We start from the raw sequence: 16,826 nt of genomic DNA, 5'->3' as shown, positions 1-16,826 counted from the left end.
TAGGCATTGGATTTGCGCAATCTAGCCTCTGACAGCTTGTCGATTTGGATCATTATACCCTGCGGTAGCCCGACCAAGGTGCTGGGCGACGCAACAAGCGGCGGCCCACGATCCGGCCCATCATGACCTGGGATCAGCCAGTTCGCCGCCACCAGGATGGACGCCAATGCGGCCGACTGCATCGTCATCGAGGACTCGCCCTTCGGCATTCAGGGCGCGGTCGCCGCAGGCATGACGGCGATCGGCTACACCGGTGGCGGCCATGCCTATGCCGAGCACGCCGCGCGGCTGACAGCTGCCGGTGCCGATTTCGTCTGCGCCGACTGGCAAGAAGTTAGCCGGCAATTGGCTAGGTTTGGTGTGCCGGCCTAGTTTAGACGATACTTTGTGAATCCACGGCTGGGCCATTCGCCAGGCGGTACCAATGAGCCCACACGGAAGTTGAAGGACAGGACCCTCGTCGCATCGGCGTCGACTTCGCATCGGAAATTTAGGTTGTACCAGGCGTTTCTGGTGCTGAAGGCGGCCTGCGGAGGATTGAGAACATTGCCTTTGTCCAGCGTAATGGTTGGCACCCATTTGACCGTATAGTCGGCAGTTTGCAGTTCCCGGCTCAGAACGTTGCCGCAAAGGGTGGCCACGCGTTGACCGCGCGGAACATTCTCCATGGAGCTTGTAGCGAACGCATTGCCGGTTGCCCCTTGCGAGTAAAGCTTTCTGACGCCCGGAAGGCCGGAATAGATCGGTGATCCTGCAACGTCGTCGTTGGTGGGATTTGACCTTCCAGCATTCCCGATCGGCGCTTTGAAAGCTCTTGCGGGCTTGAACGTCATTGTCTTGGCAGGTTTGGCTTTGGGCTTTGCCTTTCCAGTCGAGGCTGGAGGCGCCGGCTTGTCGCCGATCTCAGCCGCCAATGGCTTTGGCGTCACGACGGCTTGCTTTTCGGCGGGTTGCGGTGCGGGTTCCTGTTTGTCCGGCTGCTGTTTGTCGGTTTCCTCGGTCGCCTGCTTCTCCTCGCTTTGCGCGGGCTTTTCGTCCGGCGCAGCGGTGGCCGGCTTCTCGTCAGGCTTGCTGGGCTCCGCCTTCTGCTGTGGCGTTGCAGCCGGGGCGGGCTGGGTCGGCGTGGGTGTCGGTGCTACAGGCGGCTTCGCCGCCTCATCCTTGGCCGGCGACGGCGTGTTGGGCTTGGCGCTGCTTCCGTCGAGCGATTTCTCCGGCCCGGTATCTTTCTGGCCGTACTGGAAAACGCGCTTCAGAACCTGGTCGTCTGGCGGTTTCGGCGGTTCCGGAGGCGGCTTTTGTTCAGGCGGCTTTTCAGCCTTCTTTTCAGGTGTTGGTTCCGGTGGCTTTGGAGCAGGTTTCGGCTTGGGCTTCTCGGGTGGCGGCACGATCGCGACATTGACGGGCTGTTCCTGCTGAACCGGCTGCTGCTCGGGTCTCAGCAGGCCATAGACCAGAAACGCCGCGATGAGCGCATGCAGGATCAGCGATGCGGGCAAAGCCCACAGCAGATGCCGCCGCCGTTCTCCTGTCTCGCCCTTCATCCTCACCGATGTGGAATGAAATAGCGGCGGCTTCAAGCATAGGTGGTGGATTGGCTTGATTTAACCGCTGACAGGTTGGTGATCGGATGACGACGCGCAGACCCCAGGTCAGCCAGTTTGCCGCTGGCGCGGGATCCCGTCCAGAAACCGTTCGTCCAGCCGTGTCTCGCCAAACCAGTTCAGCCGGTTGATGCTGATGAAGCCGGCATCGATCGCCTCGTTTTCGTCACCCGGCTCACTTGCATGAGCGCGCCCGCGCGGCACGGTGATGACCGTGCGTTCGCCGTCGCTTTCCATGATCTCGGCCTTGCGGGCGATCTTGTCGCGGCCGATGCGCGGCTGCCGGATTTCGGCCGGCAGCGAGGTCGGCAGGTTGATGCTCAGCCAATGCCCCTCAGCGGCCCAGTCGGCGCGCGATTGCCACAATGAAGCGATCAGCGCGCCAAGCCGTTGGTCGTCGCCATCGGTGAAATCAGGATTCTTCACGCGTGAGAAGCCGATGGCTGGAACGCCCCAGAAAGTCGCCTCCCGCGCAATGCCGAGCGTGCCGGAATAGGCAAGATCCTCGGCAACGTTGCGGCCATCGTTGACGCCGGACAGCACAAGGCCCGGTTTCTCGGAATCGGCAAACAGCCAGGTCATAGCGCTTACCACACAATCGGCCGGGGTTCCGGAACAGGAGTACCAGTTCGGTTTGACGCGCCGCATGGTCAACGGCCTGGCAATCGTCAATGACGAGCCGGCAGCGGTGCGCTTGCCGTCGGGCGCGACCACCCAGACATCGTCGCTCAACCCGCCGGCCGCATTGACCAGACGGGCAAGCCCCGGCGCTTCGATGCCGTCGTCGTTGCAGATCAGAATTCTCATCGTTTTTTCGCCTCCGACACCACTATGCGCTGGCCGGTGCGGCATTGCGTGCGCAACGACGGGATGTGGGTTTGCAGATCGCCGAGAAGGTCCGGCGTGCAGGAATGACCGAGTGCTGCGGGACGCCCGGCCTTCTCCCAGATGTCGACATTGCCCGACAGCGTCGGATGGGTCGGCATGCGCACCCAGTCCGCTCGGCCGGCCTTGTGCAACAGATCGCCCGGCGAGCCTGACGGCAGATGGCCGGTAAGCAGCACCGGAAAACCGGAATGGTCGGCACGCGGCAAGAGGCGCGATGACGGGCCGGCTTCACCCATACCGTCATCCGCCAGCAACGGCGTGGACGGCAGGGGATCAGCATCGGTCCAGTCGGCTGCTTCCTGCAAGCGGCGGCGCAGCAACGCTGAAACGCCCGGCAACAAGGCTGCCGTGGCGCCGATCTGCGCTTCCAGGGACGAACGCATGCCGGCATGGATGGCGAACGGCCCAGGCAAGGCCGCGATCAGCTCCAGCGACCGACCCGAGAGCGGCGTCGGCAAAAGACACCCGTCCCAATGCCTCGCAACCCACTGCGAGATTTCGCGCGCACGCGCCGTCCCCGGCACCGGATCGGCGCCGTAGGACGCATCGAGAACAAGCAGGTCGCAGTGCGGGATCGTGTCCATGACGAAGACATTGCTGTCCGGCACCACATCGGCCGAATAGGCGACGCGGCTCTCGCCATCGTCGACGGCAAACCAGACGCCGCCCACGACATGCCCGGAACGTCCCGTCCGGATCGTGAGATTTCCGCTCTTCAGCGTATCGCCGGGTTCGAACAATTCGATGCGGTCTTCGGGAAAAGGGAACCGCCTGAAATCCTCGGGCTCAGCATAGCCCGCGAGCGTGGCGGGCGCCTCATTGCGGGTCTCGGCTGTCATGAAAATCCGGCCGGCATAGCCGCGCGACAGCAGCCAGCTCAGTGCGCCGACATGATCCTCATGGGCATGCGAGACGAACAGCGCGTCGATGTCGGCGACCGACCCGTCCAGCACCGGATAGTAGTCCGCGCCCGAGGCGCCGACCTTGATGCCGACGTCGAGCAGGATGCGATCCTTGCCGCTGCTGACAGCAAGGCTGGTACGGCCCTTTTCGCCAAAGCCGCCGAGCAGGTCGAGCATCATCACGATGCCGCCCCCGCCGCCGGGATCAGCCAGCCGGACCGTATCCGCAGACGCGCCTGGGCTCCGCTCTCCAGCACAACCGGGTCGGGCTGTTCGAAATGCAAGGTGAGATCGGGGCAGGTCGAAGGTGTAAATTCGATGCGCGCCGAGCCACCCTGGTAGATCACCCGCTTGATCAGGCCATCAAAGCCGGGGCCATCCGGCGACACGTCGAGATCGGCCGACCGGCAGCAGATCTTGGCGCCAGCGCGCGGCCGCTGGCCTGGCCGGCAGCGGACAACCAGTTCAGCGCCGAGAACCCGGACCTTGCAGTGGCCTCTTTCTTCCGCGCTCAACACATCCGCGGGCAGCAAAATGCCTTGCGAAATGAAGGATGCGACCATCTCATTTGCCGGCTCATGATAGAGCTCGCGCGGCGTCGCCAGCTGGGCAAGGCACCCGCCATCCATCACCGCGATGCGGTCGGCCAATGCCATCGCCTCGGCCTGATCATGGGTGATGTAGACGATGGTGGTGCCGGTGCGCTTGTGGAAGGATGCGAACTCGTCCTCCATCGATGCCCTCAGATGCACGTCGAGATTGGCCAGCGGCTCATCGAACAGCACTAGCGAGGGCGCGGCGACAAGGCAGCGCGCCAGCGCCACGCGCTGGCGCTGGCCGCCGGAAAGATTGGCCGGCCGGCGATCGCCCAGCCCTTGCAGATTGACCAGGGCCAGTGCGTCTTCAACCTTCCGGCGGGCGACGGCCTTGTCGAGCTTCGCCACCTTCAGCGAATAGCCGATGTTCTCGGCCACCGTCATATGCGGCCACAGCGCATAGTTCTGGAAGACGATGCCGACGCGCCGCTTTTCCGGCGCGACGCTGCCGCCCTTGCCCGACACGACCTCGCTGCCGATGCGGATTTCGCCCGAAGTCACTTTCTCGAATCCGGCCACCAGCCTCAGCAACGTCGTCTTGCCGCAGCCGGAAGGGCCGAGCACTGCCAGGAACTCGCCGTCGGCGACGTCGATCGACACGTCCTTGACGGCATCGAAATTGGCAAAGCTCTTGGTCACATTGTCCAGGCTCAATCGCGCCATGGCAGCACTCCGGTCGGAAGGTAGGGGGCAAGCAGATTGGTGACCAGCATCAGCACGAAGGTGACCGCCACGGTGATGACGGACATCGCCGCCGCATAGTTGGAATCGCCGCCCTGCTCGAAGGAGAACATCACCACGCCGATGGTTTCCGAGCCCGACGACCACAGCAGCGCCGAAACGGTGAGTTCGCTCAGCGCCGTCATGAAGATCAGCAGGCCGCCGGCGATCGCCGCCGGTGCCACCAAGGGAAAGATGATCGTGCGCATGCGCGTGAACAGCCCGGCGCCGGCCACTTGCGCAGCCTCCTCCAGCGCCCGGTCGATCTGGTGGTAGCCGCTGATGGTTGGCCGCAGCGCCAGCACCAGGAAGCGGGCAAGATAGGCGTAGAGGATGATCCAGACGGTGTTGTAGAGCTGGATGCCGGTGAGCGGGATCGGCCGCAGGAACATGAGCAGCGAGGCGATCGCCAGCACCACGCCGGGCAAAGCGTAGGGGAGCTCGACCGACAGATTGAGCAGCCGCACCCAGCGCTGCTTGCCCCAGGCGATCAGATAGCCAATCGGCACGGCAACCAGGACCGCGAAGAAGGCCGCCTGCGATCGACAGCCAGAAGCTGTTGAAGAAGGCGCGGCCGGCCGCGTCGTGCTCGAACAGCACGAAGCGATAATTGTCGAAGGTTGCCGTCTTGGCGGTGAGCGCGATGCCGTAACCCGGCACCAGCGATGTCAGAACCAGCCCGAACAGCGGCAGGAACAGCACCACGATGATCAGCAGCCACATGCCGGCCTGCACGGCGGGCCGCCAGCGGCCGAGTTCGTAGGGCTCGGCCGAAAGCGATGTGGAGCTGATGCGATAGTCGCGGCGGCGGCTCATGATCTCCTGGGCAAGGATACCGGCCATGGCGATGATGCCGATCAGCACCGACAGGAACGCGGTTTCGCCGAGCACGGCAGGACCGCCGCCGGCCAGCTTCTGATAGATCAGGGTCGGCAGCACGAGATAGTTGGCGGGAATGCCCAGAAAGGCCGGAATGCCGAAATTGCCGACGCAGGAGACGAAGGCAAGTGCGGCGGCGGCCATGATCGAGGGCGTCATCAACGGCAGCACGATGGTGACCAGCACGGTGAACCAGCCGGCACCGCCCGCTCGCGCCGCTTCGATCAGTTCGCGCGGCAGCTTGCGCAGGCCGGCGCGCACCAGCAGGAAAACCAGCGGCCCATACTGCACGCCGAGCAGCAGGATGATGCCCGATGTCGAATAGAGCGGATTCCTGGTACCGAGCGGCGGTGCCGCCCCGAACAGCTTGAGGAACGGGCTTGCCGGGCCGAACAATTGCAGCCAGGCCAGCGCCGTCACCTGCGGCGCGATCATCAAGGGCATGACGTAACAGAGCACCATGGCGCTGCGAGCGCGGATATCGGTCAGAGTGACGAGGACGGCCACCAGCGTTCCCGACAGCACCGCAAGCAGGGTGCCGCCGATACCGACGACCAGTGTGTGCCAGGTGGCGACCCAGGTCGCCGGACTGGCGAGCCCCGCCTTTATCGCGACGGCCGACAGCGTGCCGCCGGGTGCCACGATCTCCTTGATCAGGCGCAGCATCGGCAGCAGCGAAAGCAGGACGATGACGATGGCCACCGCCGCCGTCAGGACCATTTCCTGGCCCCGGCTTTCCCTGATCCGTGTTGACATGATTGCTTTTCCTGGGATCGATCAGCCGATGCGCTCGGGTTTCGCAGTCGGCATGCCGCTAGGGGGGCATGCCGACTGGATTGCCGGCTCAGCCGCCGAACAGTTCCGAGAACTTCGCCTTGTCGGCGTCGGTCTTGGCGACGATTGCCTTGGTGTCGAACGACATCACCTTGACCTTGACGCCTTCCGGCAGCCATTCGGGGCGGCCGACCGAGGCGCGCGCCGGCAGATAGCCCATCGAAAGCGCAAGCTTCTGGCCGTCATCGGAAAGAATGAAGTCGACGAACTTCTTGGCGCCATCGACATTCCTGGCGGTCTTCATGATGGCGACCGGTTCGGTCACTGCCGGCACACCTTCCGAGGGGAACACGAACTCGACCGGGGAACCCTTCTTCTTGGCGTTCATCGCCATGAAGTCGACGAGGATGCCATAGGGCTTCTCGCCCGATGCCACCGACTTCAGCACCGCACCATTGCCGCGCACGCTGACGGTGTTGTTGGTCTTCAGCTTCTGGAAGAAATCCCAGCCATAATTGGTATCGCCGACGAAGCCCGAAAGCAGGTAGGCGGCCGCACCCGAATAGAGCGGGCTCGGCATGACCAGGCCATCTGCATAGGCCGGCTTGGCGAGATCTGCCCAATGCTGCGGCTTCTCGGTCGCCGCGGTGTTGTAGACGATGCCGGTGGTGATCAGCTTGCTGCCGAAATAGGTCTTGCCGGCATCATAGGCATCCGCTTCGATGCCTTCGAGCTTTGCCTCGGGATAGGGCAGCAGCCGGTCGTCCTTCTTCAACAGCTCCATCGAGACCGCATCGGCGATCAGAAGCACGTCGGGCTGCGGGCTGCCGGCGGCAAACTCGGCCGCCATCTTAGTCAGGATATCGCTCGTTCCCGAGCGATAGATATTCACATCGATACCCGGCTGTGCCTTCTTGAAGGCATCCACGGTCTTGGCCGCGTCGGCTTCCGGCTGGGACGTGTAGAGCGTCAGTGTTTCGGCGTTTGCCACGCCGGCAAACAAAGTTGCCGCGAGTGCCAGCTGGCTGGCCAGCAGCTTGATGAAGTGCGTCTTCAATGAGACCTCCTGTCTTGTCTGTGCATGACCGGTCCGGCTCTGGCCGGCTCCCCGTCTCTTCCTCCCTGCACGGCGCATATGACTGGTGGATGACACAGCGCGTGAAACCCACAAAATATGTTCATATGTACGATGTCAATTACAAATGAACAGAAATGTGCGACAATCGACACGCCGAAGATCCGGCATCAGTTGACATCCGGCCGGTGTTTCCTTGATGAGCACCGGGCAGGCCACGGCTCATGAGGGACAGGAACCGATGACCACAGAAAAACCCAGACAGGCTCGCCTGCCGATGGTCTCGTCGGACCTTAACGTCAAGACGGCATGGCTCTACTATGTCGAAGGTTTCACCCAGGAACAGATCGCCGAAAAGCTCGATGTCTCCAGGGTGAAGGTCATGCGTACGCTGGCCTCCTGCACCGCCGAGGGCATTGTCGTCACCATGATCAACGCGCCGACCGCCGGACAGGTGGCGCTCGAGCGGGAACTGGAAAAGCGCTGGGGTCTGAACGCCGCCGTCGTCATCCCGACGCCGTCGGGGCATGACCATCTGGAGAAGGCCATCGGCCATGCCGTCGCGGCCTATCTCGGCGAGCAGATGCAGGACGGCATGACGCTGGCGATCGGTGGCGGCGCGACCCTGCATGCCAGCCTCGGCTTCCTTGCCCGCCGGCAGCTGAAGCGTGCCTGCGTGGTGGCGCTCGTCGGCAGCCTGCCGCACTCGCAATGGATCAATCCATCGATTGTCGCAGCCAAGGTCGCAGACGTCTTCGAGGTCGACAGCTACCAGATCACCGCGCCGGTGACGGTCGACAATTCCTCGCTGCGCGATCTCCTCTGGGCGCAGCCGACCCTGCAGGATGTGCGCCAACGCGCGGCCGCCGCCGACATCGCGCTGCTCACCGTCGGCGACATGTCGCCGGACGCCACCATCTTCCGGCATGGCATCGTGCCGTCATCGCTGATCGCTCCGCTGAAAGCGAAGGGCGCGGTCGCCAACATGCTGTGCTATTTCGTCGATGCCGCCGGCGGGCTGGTCGACCACGAGGTCAACAGCCGCGTCATGGCCATCGATCTCGATGTGGTCAGCAACGTGCCTAATGTCGTCCTCGCCGCGGGCGGCAAGCGCAAGGTCGCGGCGATCCTCGCCGCGCTGAAAGCCGTAGACACCAACGTGCTGATCACCGACAGCGATACCGCCACGGCGCTGCTTGCCAAGGGCGGCTGAGCCGATCCGACTGGCTCCCGTGTTTCCCGCTAAATGAGCCCGCGCTCGCGCAAAAAATCCTCGACACCGACATGGGTCATGGATTCGAATTCGGCGACCGCCTCGGCCACCCGCTTGCGCTGCGCCGCCAACAGCGTGAACACCTGCTTCATCTCGCCGGAAACGCCGAAACGGCTCCACCGCTCGGCGATGTGCGTGGGCAAGCCGATGTCGGCGCAGAACGCGTCCAGGCTGTCATAGCCGAGGCTGGCGACGAGCTGCCTGGTCTCGTCCGCCGACATGCGCGGCTCGAAGGCGTGGTCGTGCAGTCGCTGCGCCACCAGCTTGATGTCGGATGGCGACGCGCCCATGACCTTGCCGAACAGGGTTTTGACGTCAGACGGGTCGAATGCAGGCATATTTTGGCCTCCCTGGATCGCAATCCAGATAGAACATGGGTCAAGGGTCGGCGCCTGACAAGTCGTTTCTGTCGTAAGCCGGCGCATCATTCGGCGCCGGCTTCTGCTTGATGGATCAGACCAGCAGGCCCATCGGATTTTCAAGGAGGTTCTTGAAGGCGACCAGCAGTTCAGCCCCAAGCGCGCCGTCGACGGCGCGGTGATCGGTCGACAGCGTCACCGACATCACCGTGGCGATCTTGATCTCGCCGTTCTTGACCACCGCCCGCTCCTCGCCGGCGCCGACCGCCAGGATGGTCGCATGCGGCGGGTTGATGACGGCAGCAAAATCCTTGATGCCGAACATGCCGAGGTTGGACACCGCCGTGGTGCCGCCCTGATACTCTTCCGGCTTCAGCTTGCGGCTGCGCGCCCGGCTGGCCAGGTCCTTCATCTCGTTGGAAATGGTGGACAGCGTCTTTTCGTCGGCCTTGCGGATAATCGGCGTGATCAGGCCACCGGGGATCGACACGGCAACGCCGACATCGGCATGCTTGTGCTTGACCATGGCGCTTTCGGTCCATGAGGCATTGGCATCCGGCACCGCCTTCAGCGCCATGGCCATCGCCTTGATCACCATGTCGTTGACCGACAGCTTGTAGGCCGGCGCCTCGCCCCTATCGGTCTTCTTCACCGGGGCAGCCGCATTGATCTGCGTGCGCAGCGCCAGCAGCGCATCGAGCTCGCAGTCGAGCGTCAGGTAGAAATGCGGGATGGTGGTCTTGGCCTCGACCAGCCGCCGCGCAATGGTCTTGCGCATATTGTCATGCGGGACGAGGTCGTAGGAGCCCTGTTCGAACAGACGCAGCACATCCCCCTCCCCCTTGAGGGGAGGGTGGCCGGCCACAGGCCGGTCGGGTGGGGTCGCTTCGACCGGTGTCGGCGCCAGGGCGGTGCTGAATTGGGCGGCGCCTCCTGAGGCGACCCCCTCCGTCCGCTTCGCGGACACCTCCCCCTCGAGGAGAGAGGAAAGTGCGGCGTCGATATCGGCTTTTACAACACGGCCGTATGGGCCTGTGCCGGATACGGTTGAGAGGTTCAGGCCAGCCTCGCGGGCCAGGCGTCGGGCCAAAGGTGTCGCGCGGGCTTTCCCCTCCCCCTCGAGGGGAGGGTGGCCGGCCGCAGGCCGGTCGGGTGGGGTCGGTTCGACTGGGCTCGACGGTACAGGGGTGCCTCCTGAGGCAACCCCCTCTCTCGACTTCGTCGACATCTCCCCCTCGAGGGGGGAGATTGGCGCATAGCTTTCATCGTCGGCATAAATCCATGCAACAGCTGCACCGACCGCAATATCGACACCTTCCTTGCCGGTGACGTCGCGCAACACGCCGCTGGCCGGCGCGTCGATCTCCATCGCCGCCTTGTCGGTCTCGATCTCGAACAGCACATCGCCCTTCTTGACGTGCGCGCCTTCCTCGGCGAACCAACGCGAGATCTGTCCGGTCGCCATGTCCATGTCGACCTTGGGAAGAATGACTTCGGTCGGCATTTCTCAGCGAACCCCTTTCACGAGGTCGCGCGCAGCGGTGATGATGTCGGGAATTTGCGGCACCGTCGCCTTCTCGAGCTCCGGATTATAGGGGATCGGCGTTTCGGCGCCGCCCAGCCGCACGATCGGCGCATCGAGATAATCGAACGCCTCGCTCTCGGCGATCATGGCGCTGACCTCGGCGCCGATGCCCAGCGTCTTGACCGCTTCGTAGACGCATAGCAGCCGCGACGTCTTCTTGACGCTGTCGATGACGGTCTGCTTGTCCATCGGCCGGATGGTGCGGAGATCGACGACTTCGACGTCGATGCCTTCGCTCTCCAGTGCGGCAGCCGCGTCGAGCGCCTTCTGCACCATGATCGAGGTGGCGACGATGGTGAGATCCCGGCCCTCGCGGCGGATATCGGCCTTGCCGATCGGCACGGTGTAATAGCCTTCGGGCACCGGTCCCTTCATCTTGTAGAGCAGCTTATGCTCGAAGATCATGACCGGATCGGGATCGGCGACCGCCGCCAACAGCATACCCTTGGCATCATAGGGGGTCGCCGGCTGGATGACTTTCAGACCCGGCACATGGCCGAGCCAGGCTTCCAGGCTCTGGCTGTGCTGAGCCGCCGCACCGGTGCCGGAACCGGCGGGAAAGCGCATCACCACGGGAACCGAAACCTCGCCGCCCAACATGAAGCGCATCTTGGCCGCCTGGTTGACGATCTGCTCCATGGCAAGCGTGGCGAAGTCGGAAAACTGGAACTCGAAGATCGGCCGCATGCCCGTGAGGGCAGCGCCCACCGCGACGCCCGCGCCGCCCAATTCCGAAATCGGCGTGTCGATGACGCGGTCAGCGCCGTAACGTTCGACCAGGTCGCCGGTGACCTGGAAGGCGCCGCCATAGACACCGATATCCTCGCCCATCAGGAAAACGCGTTCGTCCATGTCCATGGCGATCGCCATGGCTTCCTGGATCGCCTGGGCGTAGCTCAGTTCACGCACCATCGCGTCCATCACGCCTGCTCCGTATACACGTAATTTCCGGTCTCGCTGATATCGGGCGATGGGCTCGCCTTGGCGAACTCGATGCCCTCGGCGATCTCTTGCGCCACGGCATCGCGAATGGCCTCGATGCCCTTGTCGTCGATGAAGCCGAATTCCCTGAGCTCGCTTTCGAACAGGGTGATCGGATCGCGGTTCGACATCCAGTCCTCGATCTCTTCCTTGGTGCGATAGCGGTTGCGGTCGCTCTTGGAATGGCCGCGATGGCGGTAGGTCTTGGACTCGATCAGCGTCGGCCCCTCGCCGGCGCGGGCTCGGGCGATAGCCTGATGAGACGCCTCGGCGACCTCGGAGAAGATGTTGCCGTTGACGATGACGCCCGGCATCGAATAGGCGGCGGCGCGCTCGGCGATGTTCTTGACCGCGGTCGAGCGGGCTGTCGATGTGGACATGCCGTAGCCATTGTTCTCGCAGACGAAAATGACGGGCAGCTTCCAGACCGCCGCCATGTTGAGCGCCTCGTGGAAAGCGCCTTCATTGTTGGCGCCATCGCCGAAGAACGAGACCACGACCTTGCCGGTCTTCATCATCTTGGAGGACAATGCCGCCCCGACGGCGATCGGGATGCCGCCGCCGACGATGCCATTGGCGCCGAGATTGCCCTTGCCGACATCGGCGATGTGCATCGAGCCGCCACGGCCCTTGCAATAGCCTGTGGTCTTGCCGAAGAACTCGGCGAACATGCGCTTGACCTCGGCACCCTTGGCAATGCAGTGGCCATGACCGCGATGCGTCGAGGTGATCTGGTCATCCTCGGCAAGCGGCATGCAGATGCCCATGGCGCTGGCTTCCTGGCCGATCGACAAATGCATGGTGCCGTGGATGAGACCGCGCGTGTAGCACTCCTCCGCGCCCTCTTCGAAGCGGCGGATCAGGTACATCTTGTGGAGCACCTCCCTGAGCTGCTCGGCGCTGTAGTGGCGGTAGACGAAGGGCAGATTGGCGCGACTGTCAGTGACGGCTTTGCTGGCTGTGGCCATGATCACGCTCCCACGGACCCATAGACGAGCTTGTCCTGGCGGGCGCGCAGTTCGGCGATCTTGGAGCCCGCCGCGGGCGCTGCATTCGCGTAGGTTATGAGCTCGCCCTTCTTGATCGGCGCGGTGACCGAGCCGCCCTGCAGCAGGCCGCAGGGAATGGCCTTGGCGGCGCGCGCCTCAGGCGTCGTCATGATCCAGGCACGATAGCAATATTCGCCGATCGCATCGAGCTTCTCGCCGGGCTTCATGTCCTTCTTGGCCACGGCGGCGACTTCGGCCACCGGTTTGGCCAGCGGCACCATGTCGGCCTTGCCGTAGAGCACGACGCGCGCGCAGGTCAGCGGCACTTCGAGCGAGGTCAGGTGATAGGGACGATGGAAAGTGAAATACGGGCCTTTGCCCATCTTCAAATCTTCCATACGCTCGGAGATGCGCGGATGCGACATATCGGCAACGACGAAGACGCCGGGCGCGACACCCTTGCCGATCGAATAGTCGACGACGCCGACCCTCGACAGCACGCCGCCATCCTTCTGCGGCACCAGCACCTTGGACAGTTCGCCAAGCGTCGCCGCCGGGCCATGCATGCCGGCCTTGTCTGGAACCAGGCCGGTGGCATTGGCGATCGCCGCCATCTCGACCATGGTCTTGGAGCCGTCGACGAATTCGACCAGCATCCGCACATTCATGTGCCGGCGCTTGGCTTCCTCCTCATAGTCTGGGGGAATGGCGTCGATGTTGAGCGGGTTGTTCTTGCCCTTGCCGGCGGCAACGATCGGATGCCCCATGGCCGAAACGAACTCGATCAGCTCCATGCAGGAGGACGGCTCATCGCCGGCGCCCAGCGAATAGGTGACGCCGAGCCGGTCGGCCTCGCTCTTCAGATAGGCGCCGATGGTGACGTCGGCCTCGACATTCATCATCACCAGATGCTTGCCATGTTCCATGGCGCGCAGCCCGATCTCGGCGCCGACGGCGGGAACCCCGGTGGCGTCGATGACGACGTCGATCAGATCATTGTTGATGACAAGGCTGGCATCGTTGGTGACCGCCACCTTGCCGGCTTCCATCGCCGCCGTCATCGCCGACGCGTTCGACACCTCGCGCGCATGCCCGGTTTCCTGGAAGGCGATATCGACGGCCTTGCTGGCGGCAGGCAGGTTCAGTTCGGAAATGGCGCCGATCTCGATGCCCGACATATGGGCGACACGAGTGACGATGTCGGTTCCCATCTCGCCCGAGCCGATCAGGCCGATGCGGATAGGCTTGCCCGACTTGGCGCGTTCCTCGAGATCGCGGGCAAGGCCCGTCAACGAAACATTGGAAGCCATACCGCTCGTTCCTCCCATAATGCAGGCTTGTTCGATTGCCTGACGGGTATTGAACATCTGTATTTCTGTCAAGACTAATGTCCAGATTCTCGTGCTTAAAACCACTTCCCCGCAACCCGAACCATGGACGAAACGAAGCCGGGAACCGCGCGACGCGCGAAGACAGGTTCGCTCGCAGGCGCGCAGCCAGCGCGGCACGCTTTTTTGCGATTACGGCCGGTCGTGAAATAAAAGTACCGAAATATTAGATTGTAAAATTTATCTTTCACAGCGTGTCCTCGCGTGCTAGCGTCGCGTCATGAACTGGAAATGAAGTGCGCTTCCTGGGGTGGCCTTTTCCGGTCTGTTCCAAATAGGTCTGCCAAGGGACGTTGCGGCCGATGAAGATGAAAACGCCTGGCGAGAAGACTGTTTCCGGTGAGACCGAGGTGGCCAGCGCGCTGGAAGCCAGGTTGCGTGAGGGCTGGCTGGAGTTCGCCCGGACCGAGCAGGCAATCGCGCGATACCTGCTCGCCAACATCCATGACATCCCCTTTGAAACTGGCGCCACCATTGCCGCCGGCGCCGGCGTAAGCGAGGCAAGCGTTACCCGTTTCGTGCGGCGTCTCGGCTACACCGACCTCAAGGAAATGAAGCGTGGCCTGCGCTCCGCGCCGAAAGTCACAAGCCCAGGCCTGGACAGTGCTGAGTTGCGTTTTCGCATCGGCGGCGAGAAGCAGGAGCGGTTGGCTCGCAGCCTGGAGATGGAGCAGCAGGCCTTGGCCGCGGCCTATGGCCTTGCCCAGGGCGAGATGTGGTCCGAAATCGTTCATCTGCTGAGCACCTGCGACCGCGTGAACTGCGTCAGCTTCCAGGCGGTGAAGGGACTGGGGCTCGATTTCGCGACACGTCTGCGCTGGGTGCGGAGCGGTGTCCGCTTTGCCGAAGGTTTGGGCGGCACGTTCTCAGAAATCCTCACCGATAGCGGCGAAAATTCTTGCGTCCTGCTGATCGACACGGCGGAATACGCAGCGATGAGCTTTCGGCTGTGCGCCCAGATCAAGCGCCGAAAGATTCCTCTGATCATCGTTACCGACAAATACAGCCATTGGGCATCTGAATACACAAAACTGGCGCTCGAAGTATCGACGCGCGTCGACCTGTACTGGGATTCGACGGCCGCGATAAGTTCGGTTCTGAACCTCCTCACGCATTCCGTTGCCGAGAAACTCGGCAAATCGGCTGAGACGCGGATGAATGAGCTGGAGGATATCGCCGGAATCCTGCGGACCTTTCACAAACCGCCACGGCGCGTCGCACGGCACATCAAAGAGGAAGAGGGCGAAGAATGACGATGCATCACCCGTTGCTGAAACCGTGGACAGTCAGGGCAGGCGCATGAAGTTGACGGAATACGCCGCCTATGACGGCGTCGGTCTGGCCGAGCTCCTGCGCAATCGGGAAATCACGCCACGCGAACTGGGTAACTGCATCCTTTCAGGGATCGCCGCGGTCAATCCGCAGCTCAATGCCGTGATCGAAACCTATGCCGATGCGATCGAGGGGCTGGGCGATGTTCCCGGACCCGCACCTTTCCACGGCATGCCGACATTGACCAAGGATTTCCCTATCGAAGCCGGCCGGCCGGGAGAGTTCGGCAGCGTTCTCGCCAAGGGTTTCATTTGCGGCGACGATCACGCCTTCTGGGTGAAAATGCGATCCGGCGGCCTTGCCAATATCGGGCGTACCACCACGTCGGAATTCGGTATAGCTGCGGCAACCGAATCCTCTCTCTATGGTGCGACACGCAATCCCTGGGATACCAGCAGGGGTGTTTCGGGATCGAGCGGCGGCGCAGCCGCGGCCGTTGCCGCCGGCATCGTTCCCTTCGCGCAAGGCGCCGACGGTGGCGGCTCCATTCGCACCCCCGCCGCCTTTTGCGGGGTCGTCGGCCTGAAGCCGTCCCGTGGCCGGATCAGCGGCGCGCCGGAATCGAATGCGCCAATGCTGGGTCTCGCCATTTCATTCATGCTGACACGCTCGATCCGCGACACGGCGGCTTTGCTTGATCTGGGGTCTGGTGCGCTTCCCGGCGACAGCTATGAGATCGTCCCTCCGACCACCAGCTATGCCCAGGCGATCAAGACGCCACCCAAGGCTTTGCGCATTGCCCTGTGCACAACGTCCTGGTCCGGCTATCCGCTCGACGCCGAGGTGAAGACGGCAGTTCTCGAAGTGGGCAAGAGGCTGGAGCAACTGGGCCACAAGGTCGTCGAAGCCGGGCCTGTGTTCGATTATGAGCGCTATCTGGCGGCACAGAAAGTGATCTGGGCAGCTTCTACGGCGCAGTCGCTCGACGAGTTGGCGGGCCTGCTGCGGCGGCCGATCGATGAAGCCAGCCTGCAGCAGACGACACTTGCCGTCTACCGCCATGGCCGAACGCTCGATGCGGCAAGCCTGATCGCGGCTCTCGCGGTGTATGACCGGATCACGCGGACGGTTGGCGAATTCCTGGCCGTCCATGACGTGCTGGTGACGCCGACTTGCGCGATCTCGCCGGAGTTGCTCGGCACGCACAACCCGGATCGTCCTGGCCGCGACATCGACACGGTGTTCGCCGATCTGGCGCCGAAGGAGACGTTCAGCGCGCTCTTCAACGGCACCGGATCGCCGGCGATATCCCTGCCGCTCGGCTGGACGCAAAACGGCCTGCCGATCGGAGTGCAGTTTGTCGCCGCGTTCGGACGCGACGATCTGCTGCTGCGGTTGGGTGCGGTGCTTGAAGCCGACTACGCCTGGCACCAGCGCAAACCACCTACCCACATCACCAAGACTGCTTGAACCAACAAGGACTGCTTGAACCAACAAGCATGGAACCGCCCCGGGAACATCATCAACGAAAATGGGAGATT

The 16,826-nt window shown here is 63.2% G+C and carries 13 protein-coding genes and 2 pseudogenes; 4 read left to right on the top strand and 11 right to left on the bottom strand.

Annotation, left to right across the window (positions count from 1 at the left end; all coding sequences use genetic code 11):
- Window positions 1–126: 126 nt before the first annotated feature.
- A pseudogene (locus tag AC0L24_RS23160) lies at window positions 127–372 on the top strand (HAD-IA family hydrolase); the annotation flags it as partial.
- On the opposite strand, the gene AC0L24_RS23155 reads toward AC0L24_RS23160, so the two are convergent.
- The 6 genes and pseudogenes from AC0L24_RS23155 to AC0L24_RS23130 form a co-directional block, all read right to left on the bottom strand.
- Window positions 369–1,544, bottom strand: coding sequence for a DUF930 domain-containing protein (locus AC0L24_RS23155; RefSeq protein WP_473564169.1), 1,176 nt, complete (start codon window positions 1,542–1,544; stop codon window positions 369–371). The pseudogene AC0L24_RS23160 and the gene AC0L24_RS23155 overlap by 4 nt on opposite strands.
- 108 nt (window positions 1,545–1,652) lie before the next feature.
- Window positions 1,653–2,411 (bottom strand): 5'/3'-nucleotidase SurE, encoded by a 759-nt coding sequence (locus tag AC0L24_RS23150; RefSeq protein ID WP_127809104.1) that lies wholly within the window; start codon window positions 2,409–2,411, stop codon window positions 1,653–1,655.
- A complete protein-coding gene (locus tag AC0L24_RS23145) occupies window positions 2,408–3,574 on the bottom strand; it encodes an MBL fold metallo-hydrolase (RefSeq protein ID WP_127811328.1) in 1,167 nt (388 codons plus the stop codon). Before AC0L24_RS23145 ends, AC0L24_RS23150 begins: the two co-directional genes overlap by 4 nt.
- Window positions 3,574–4,653 (bottom strand): ABC transporter ATP-binding protein, encoded by a 1,080-nt coding sequence (locus AC0L24_RS23140; protein WP_127809103.1) that lies wholly within the window; start codon window positions 4,651–4,653, stop codon window positions 3,574–3,576. The genes AC0L24_RS23145 and AC0L24_RS23140 overlap by 1 nt, the downstream gene beginning before the upstream one ends.
- A pseudogene (locus tag AC0L24_RS23135) lies at window positions 4,641–6,345 on the bottom strand (ABC transporter permease). The gene AC0L24_RS23140 and the pseudogene AC0L24_RS23135 overlap by 13 nt, the downstream one beginning before the upstream one ends.
- An 88-nt stretch (window positions 6,346–6,433) precedes the next feature.
- The gene (locus AC0L24_RS23130; protein WP_127272592.1) at window positions 6,434–7,420 is read right to left on the bottom strand and encodes an ABC transporter substrate-binding protein; all 987 of its coding nucleotides are present in this window, start codon (window positions 7,418–7,420) and stop codon (window positions 6,434–6,436) included.
- 259 nt (window positions 7,421–7,679) lie between these two features.
- Between AC0L24_RS23130 and AC0L24_RS23125 the strand changes: the two genes are divergently transcribed.
- On the top strand, window positions 7,680–8,651 hold the full coding sequence (locus tag AC0L24_RS23125; protein ID WP_127271282.1) for a sugar-binding transcriptional regulator: 972 nt from the start codon (window positions 7,680–7,682) through the stop codon (window positions 8,649–8,651).
- A gap of 29 nt (window positions 8,652–8,680) precedes the next feature.
- Here the strand turns inward: AC0L24_RS23125 and AC0L24_RS23120 are convergent, their stop codons facing one another.
- The 5 genes from AC0L24_RS23120 to AC0L24_RS23100 form a co-directional block, all read right to left on the bottom strand.
- Entirely contained in the window at window positions 8,681–9,049 is a 369-nt protein-coding gene (locus tag AC0L24_RS23120; protein WP_127271283.1) for a hypothetical protein, read from the bottom strand.
- 115 nt (window positions 9,050–9,164) lie between these two features.
- Window positions 9,165–10,574 carry a pyruvate dehydrogenase complex dihydrolipoamide acetyltransferase gene (locus AC0L24_RS23115; RefSeq protein ID WP_473564168.1) on the bottom strand — a complete coding sequence of 470 codons (1,410 nt, stop codon included), beginning with the start codon at window positions 10,572–10,574 and terminating at the stop codon, window positions 9,165–9,167.
- Window positions 10,575–10,577: 3 nt separating this feature from the next.
- On the bottom strand, window positions 10,578–11,576 hold the full coding sequence (locus AC0L24_RS23110; RefSeq protein WP_127267172.1) for an alpha-ketoacid dehydrogenase subunit beta: 999 nt from the start codon (window positions 11,574–11,576) through the stop codon (window positions 10,578–10,580).
- Complete coding sequence (locus AC0L24_RS23105; protein ID WP_127261511.1) at window positions 11,576–12,604, bottom strand: thiamine pyrophosphate-dependent dehydrogenase E1 component subunit alpha; 1,029 nt, start codon at window positions 12,602–12,604, stop codon at window positions 11,576–11,578. The genes AC0L24_RS23110 and AC0L24_RS23105 overlap by 1 nt, the downstream gene beginning before the upstream one ends.
- A 2-nt stretch (window positions 12,605–12,606) precedes the next feature.
- Window positions 12,607–13,935 (bottom strand): NAD(P)H-dependent oxidoreductase, encoded by a 1,329-nt coding sequence (locus AC0L24_RS23100; protein ID WP_127267166.1) that lies wholly within the window; start codon window positions 13,933–13,935, stop codon window positions 12,607–12,609.
- A gap of 428 nt (window positions 13,936–14,363) precedes the next feature.
- Here AC0L24_RS23100 and AC0L24_RS23095 point away from each other — a divergent pair, with 428 nt between their 5' ends.
- Both AC0L24_RS23095 and AC0L24_RS23090 read left to right on the top strand, forming a co-directional pair.
- Window positions 14,364–15,266 carry a MurR/RpiR family transcriptional regulator gene (locus tag AC0L24_RS23095; protein ID WP_164873778.1) on the top strand — a complete coding sequence of 301 codons (903 nt, stop codon included), beginning with the start codon at window positions 14,364–14,366 and terminating at the stop codon, window positions 15,264–15,266.
- Between the two features lie 46 nt (window positions 15,267–15,312).
- Window positions 15,313–16,755: an amidase gene (locus AC0L24_RS23090; protein ID WP_127809100.1), complete on the top strand. Its 1,443-nt coding sequence runs from the start codon at window positions 15,313–15,315 to the stop codon at window positions 16,753–16,755.
- Window positions 16,756–16,826 lie beyond the last annotated feature (71 nt).

The sequence above is a fragment of the Mesorhizobium sp. WSM4809 genome, from assembly GCF_055811655.1.
The sequence above is the reverse complement of the archived record's forward strand: the minus strand, read 5'-3'. Positions and strand labels throughout refer to the sequence as shown.

Bases quoted from the DNA above. Each gene is read 5' to 3' on its own strand.
- AC0L24_RS23155 (WP_473564169.1), bottom strand. From the start codon at position 1,544: ATGAAGGGCGAGACAGGAGAACGGCGGCGGCATCTGCTGTGGGCTTTG.
- AC0L24_RS23150 (WP_127809104.1), bottom strand. From the start codon at position 2,411: ATGAGAATTCTGATCTGCAACGACGACGGCATCGAAGCGCCGGGGCTT.
- AC0L24_RS23145 (WP_127811328.1), bottom strand. From the start codon at position 3,574: ATGATGCTCGACCTGCTCGGCGGCTTTGGCGAAAAGGGCCGTACCAGC.
- AC0L24_RS23140 (WP_127809103.1), bottom strand. From the start codon at position 4,653: ATGGCGCGATTGAGCCTGGACAATGTGACCAAGAGCTTTGCCAATTTC.
- AC0L24_RS23125 (WP_127271282.1), top strand. From the start codon at position 7,680: ATGACCACAGAAAAACCCAGACAGGCTCGCCTGCCGATGGTCTCGTCG.
- AC0L24_RS23120 (WP_127271283.1), bottom strand. From the start codon at position 9,049: ATGCCTGCATTCGACCCGTCTGACGTCAAAACCCTGTTCGGCAAGGTC.
- AC0L24_RS23115 (WP_473564168.1), bottom strand. From the start codon at position 10,574: ATGCCGACCGAAGTCATTCTTCCCAAGGTCGACATGGACATGGCGACC.
- AC0L24_RS23110 (WP_127267172.1), bottom strand. From the start codon at position 11,576: ATGGACGCGATGGTGCGTGAACTGAGCTACGCCCAGGCGATCCAGGAA.
- AC0L24_RS23105 (WP_127261511.1), bottom strand. From the start codon at position 12,604: ATGGCCACAGCCAGCAAAGCCGTCACTGACAGTCGCGCCAATCTGCCC.
- AC0L24_RS23100 (WP_127267166.1), bottom strand. From the start codon at position 13,935: ATGGCTTCCAATGTTTCGTTGACGGGCCTTGCCCGCGATCTCGAGGAA.
- AC0L24_RS23090 (WP_127809100.1), top strand. From the start codon at position 15,313: ATGAAGTTGACGGAATACGCCGCCTATGACGGCGTCGGTCTGGCCGAG.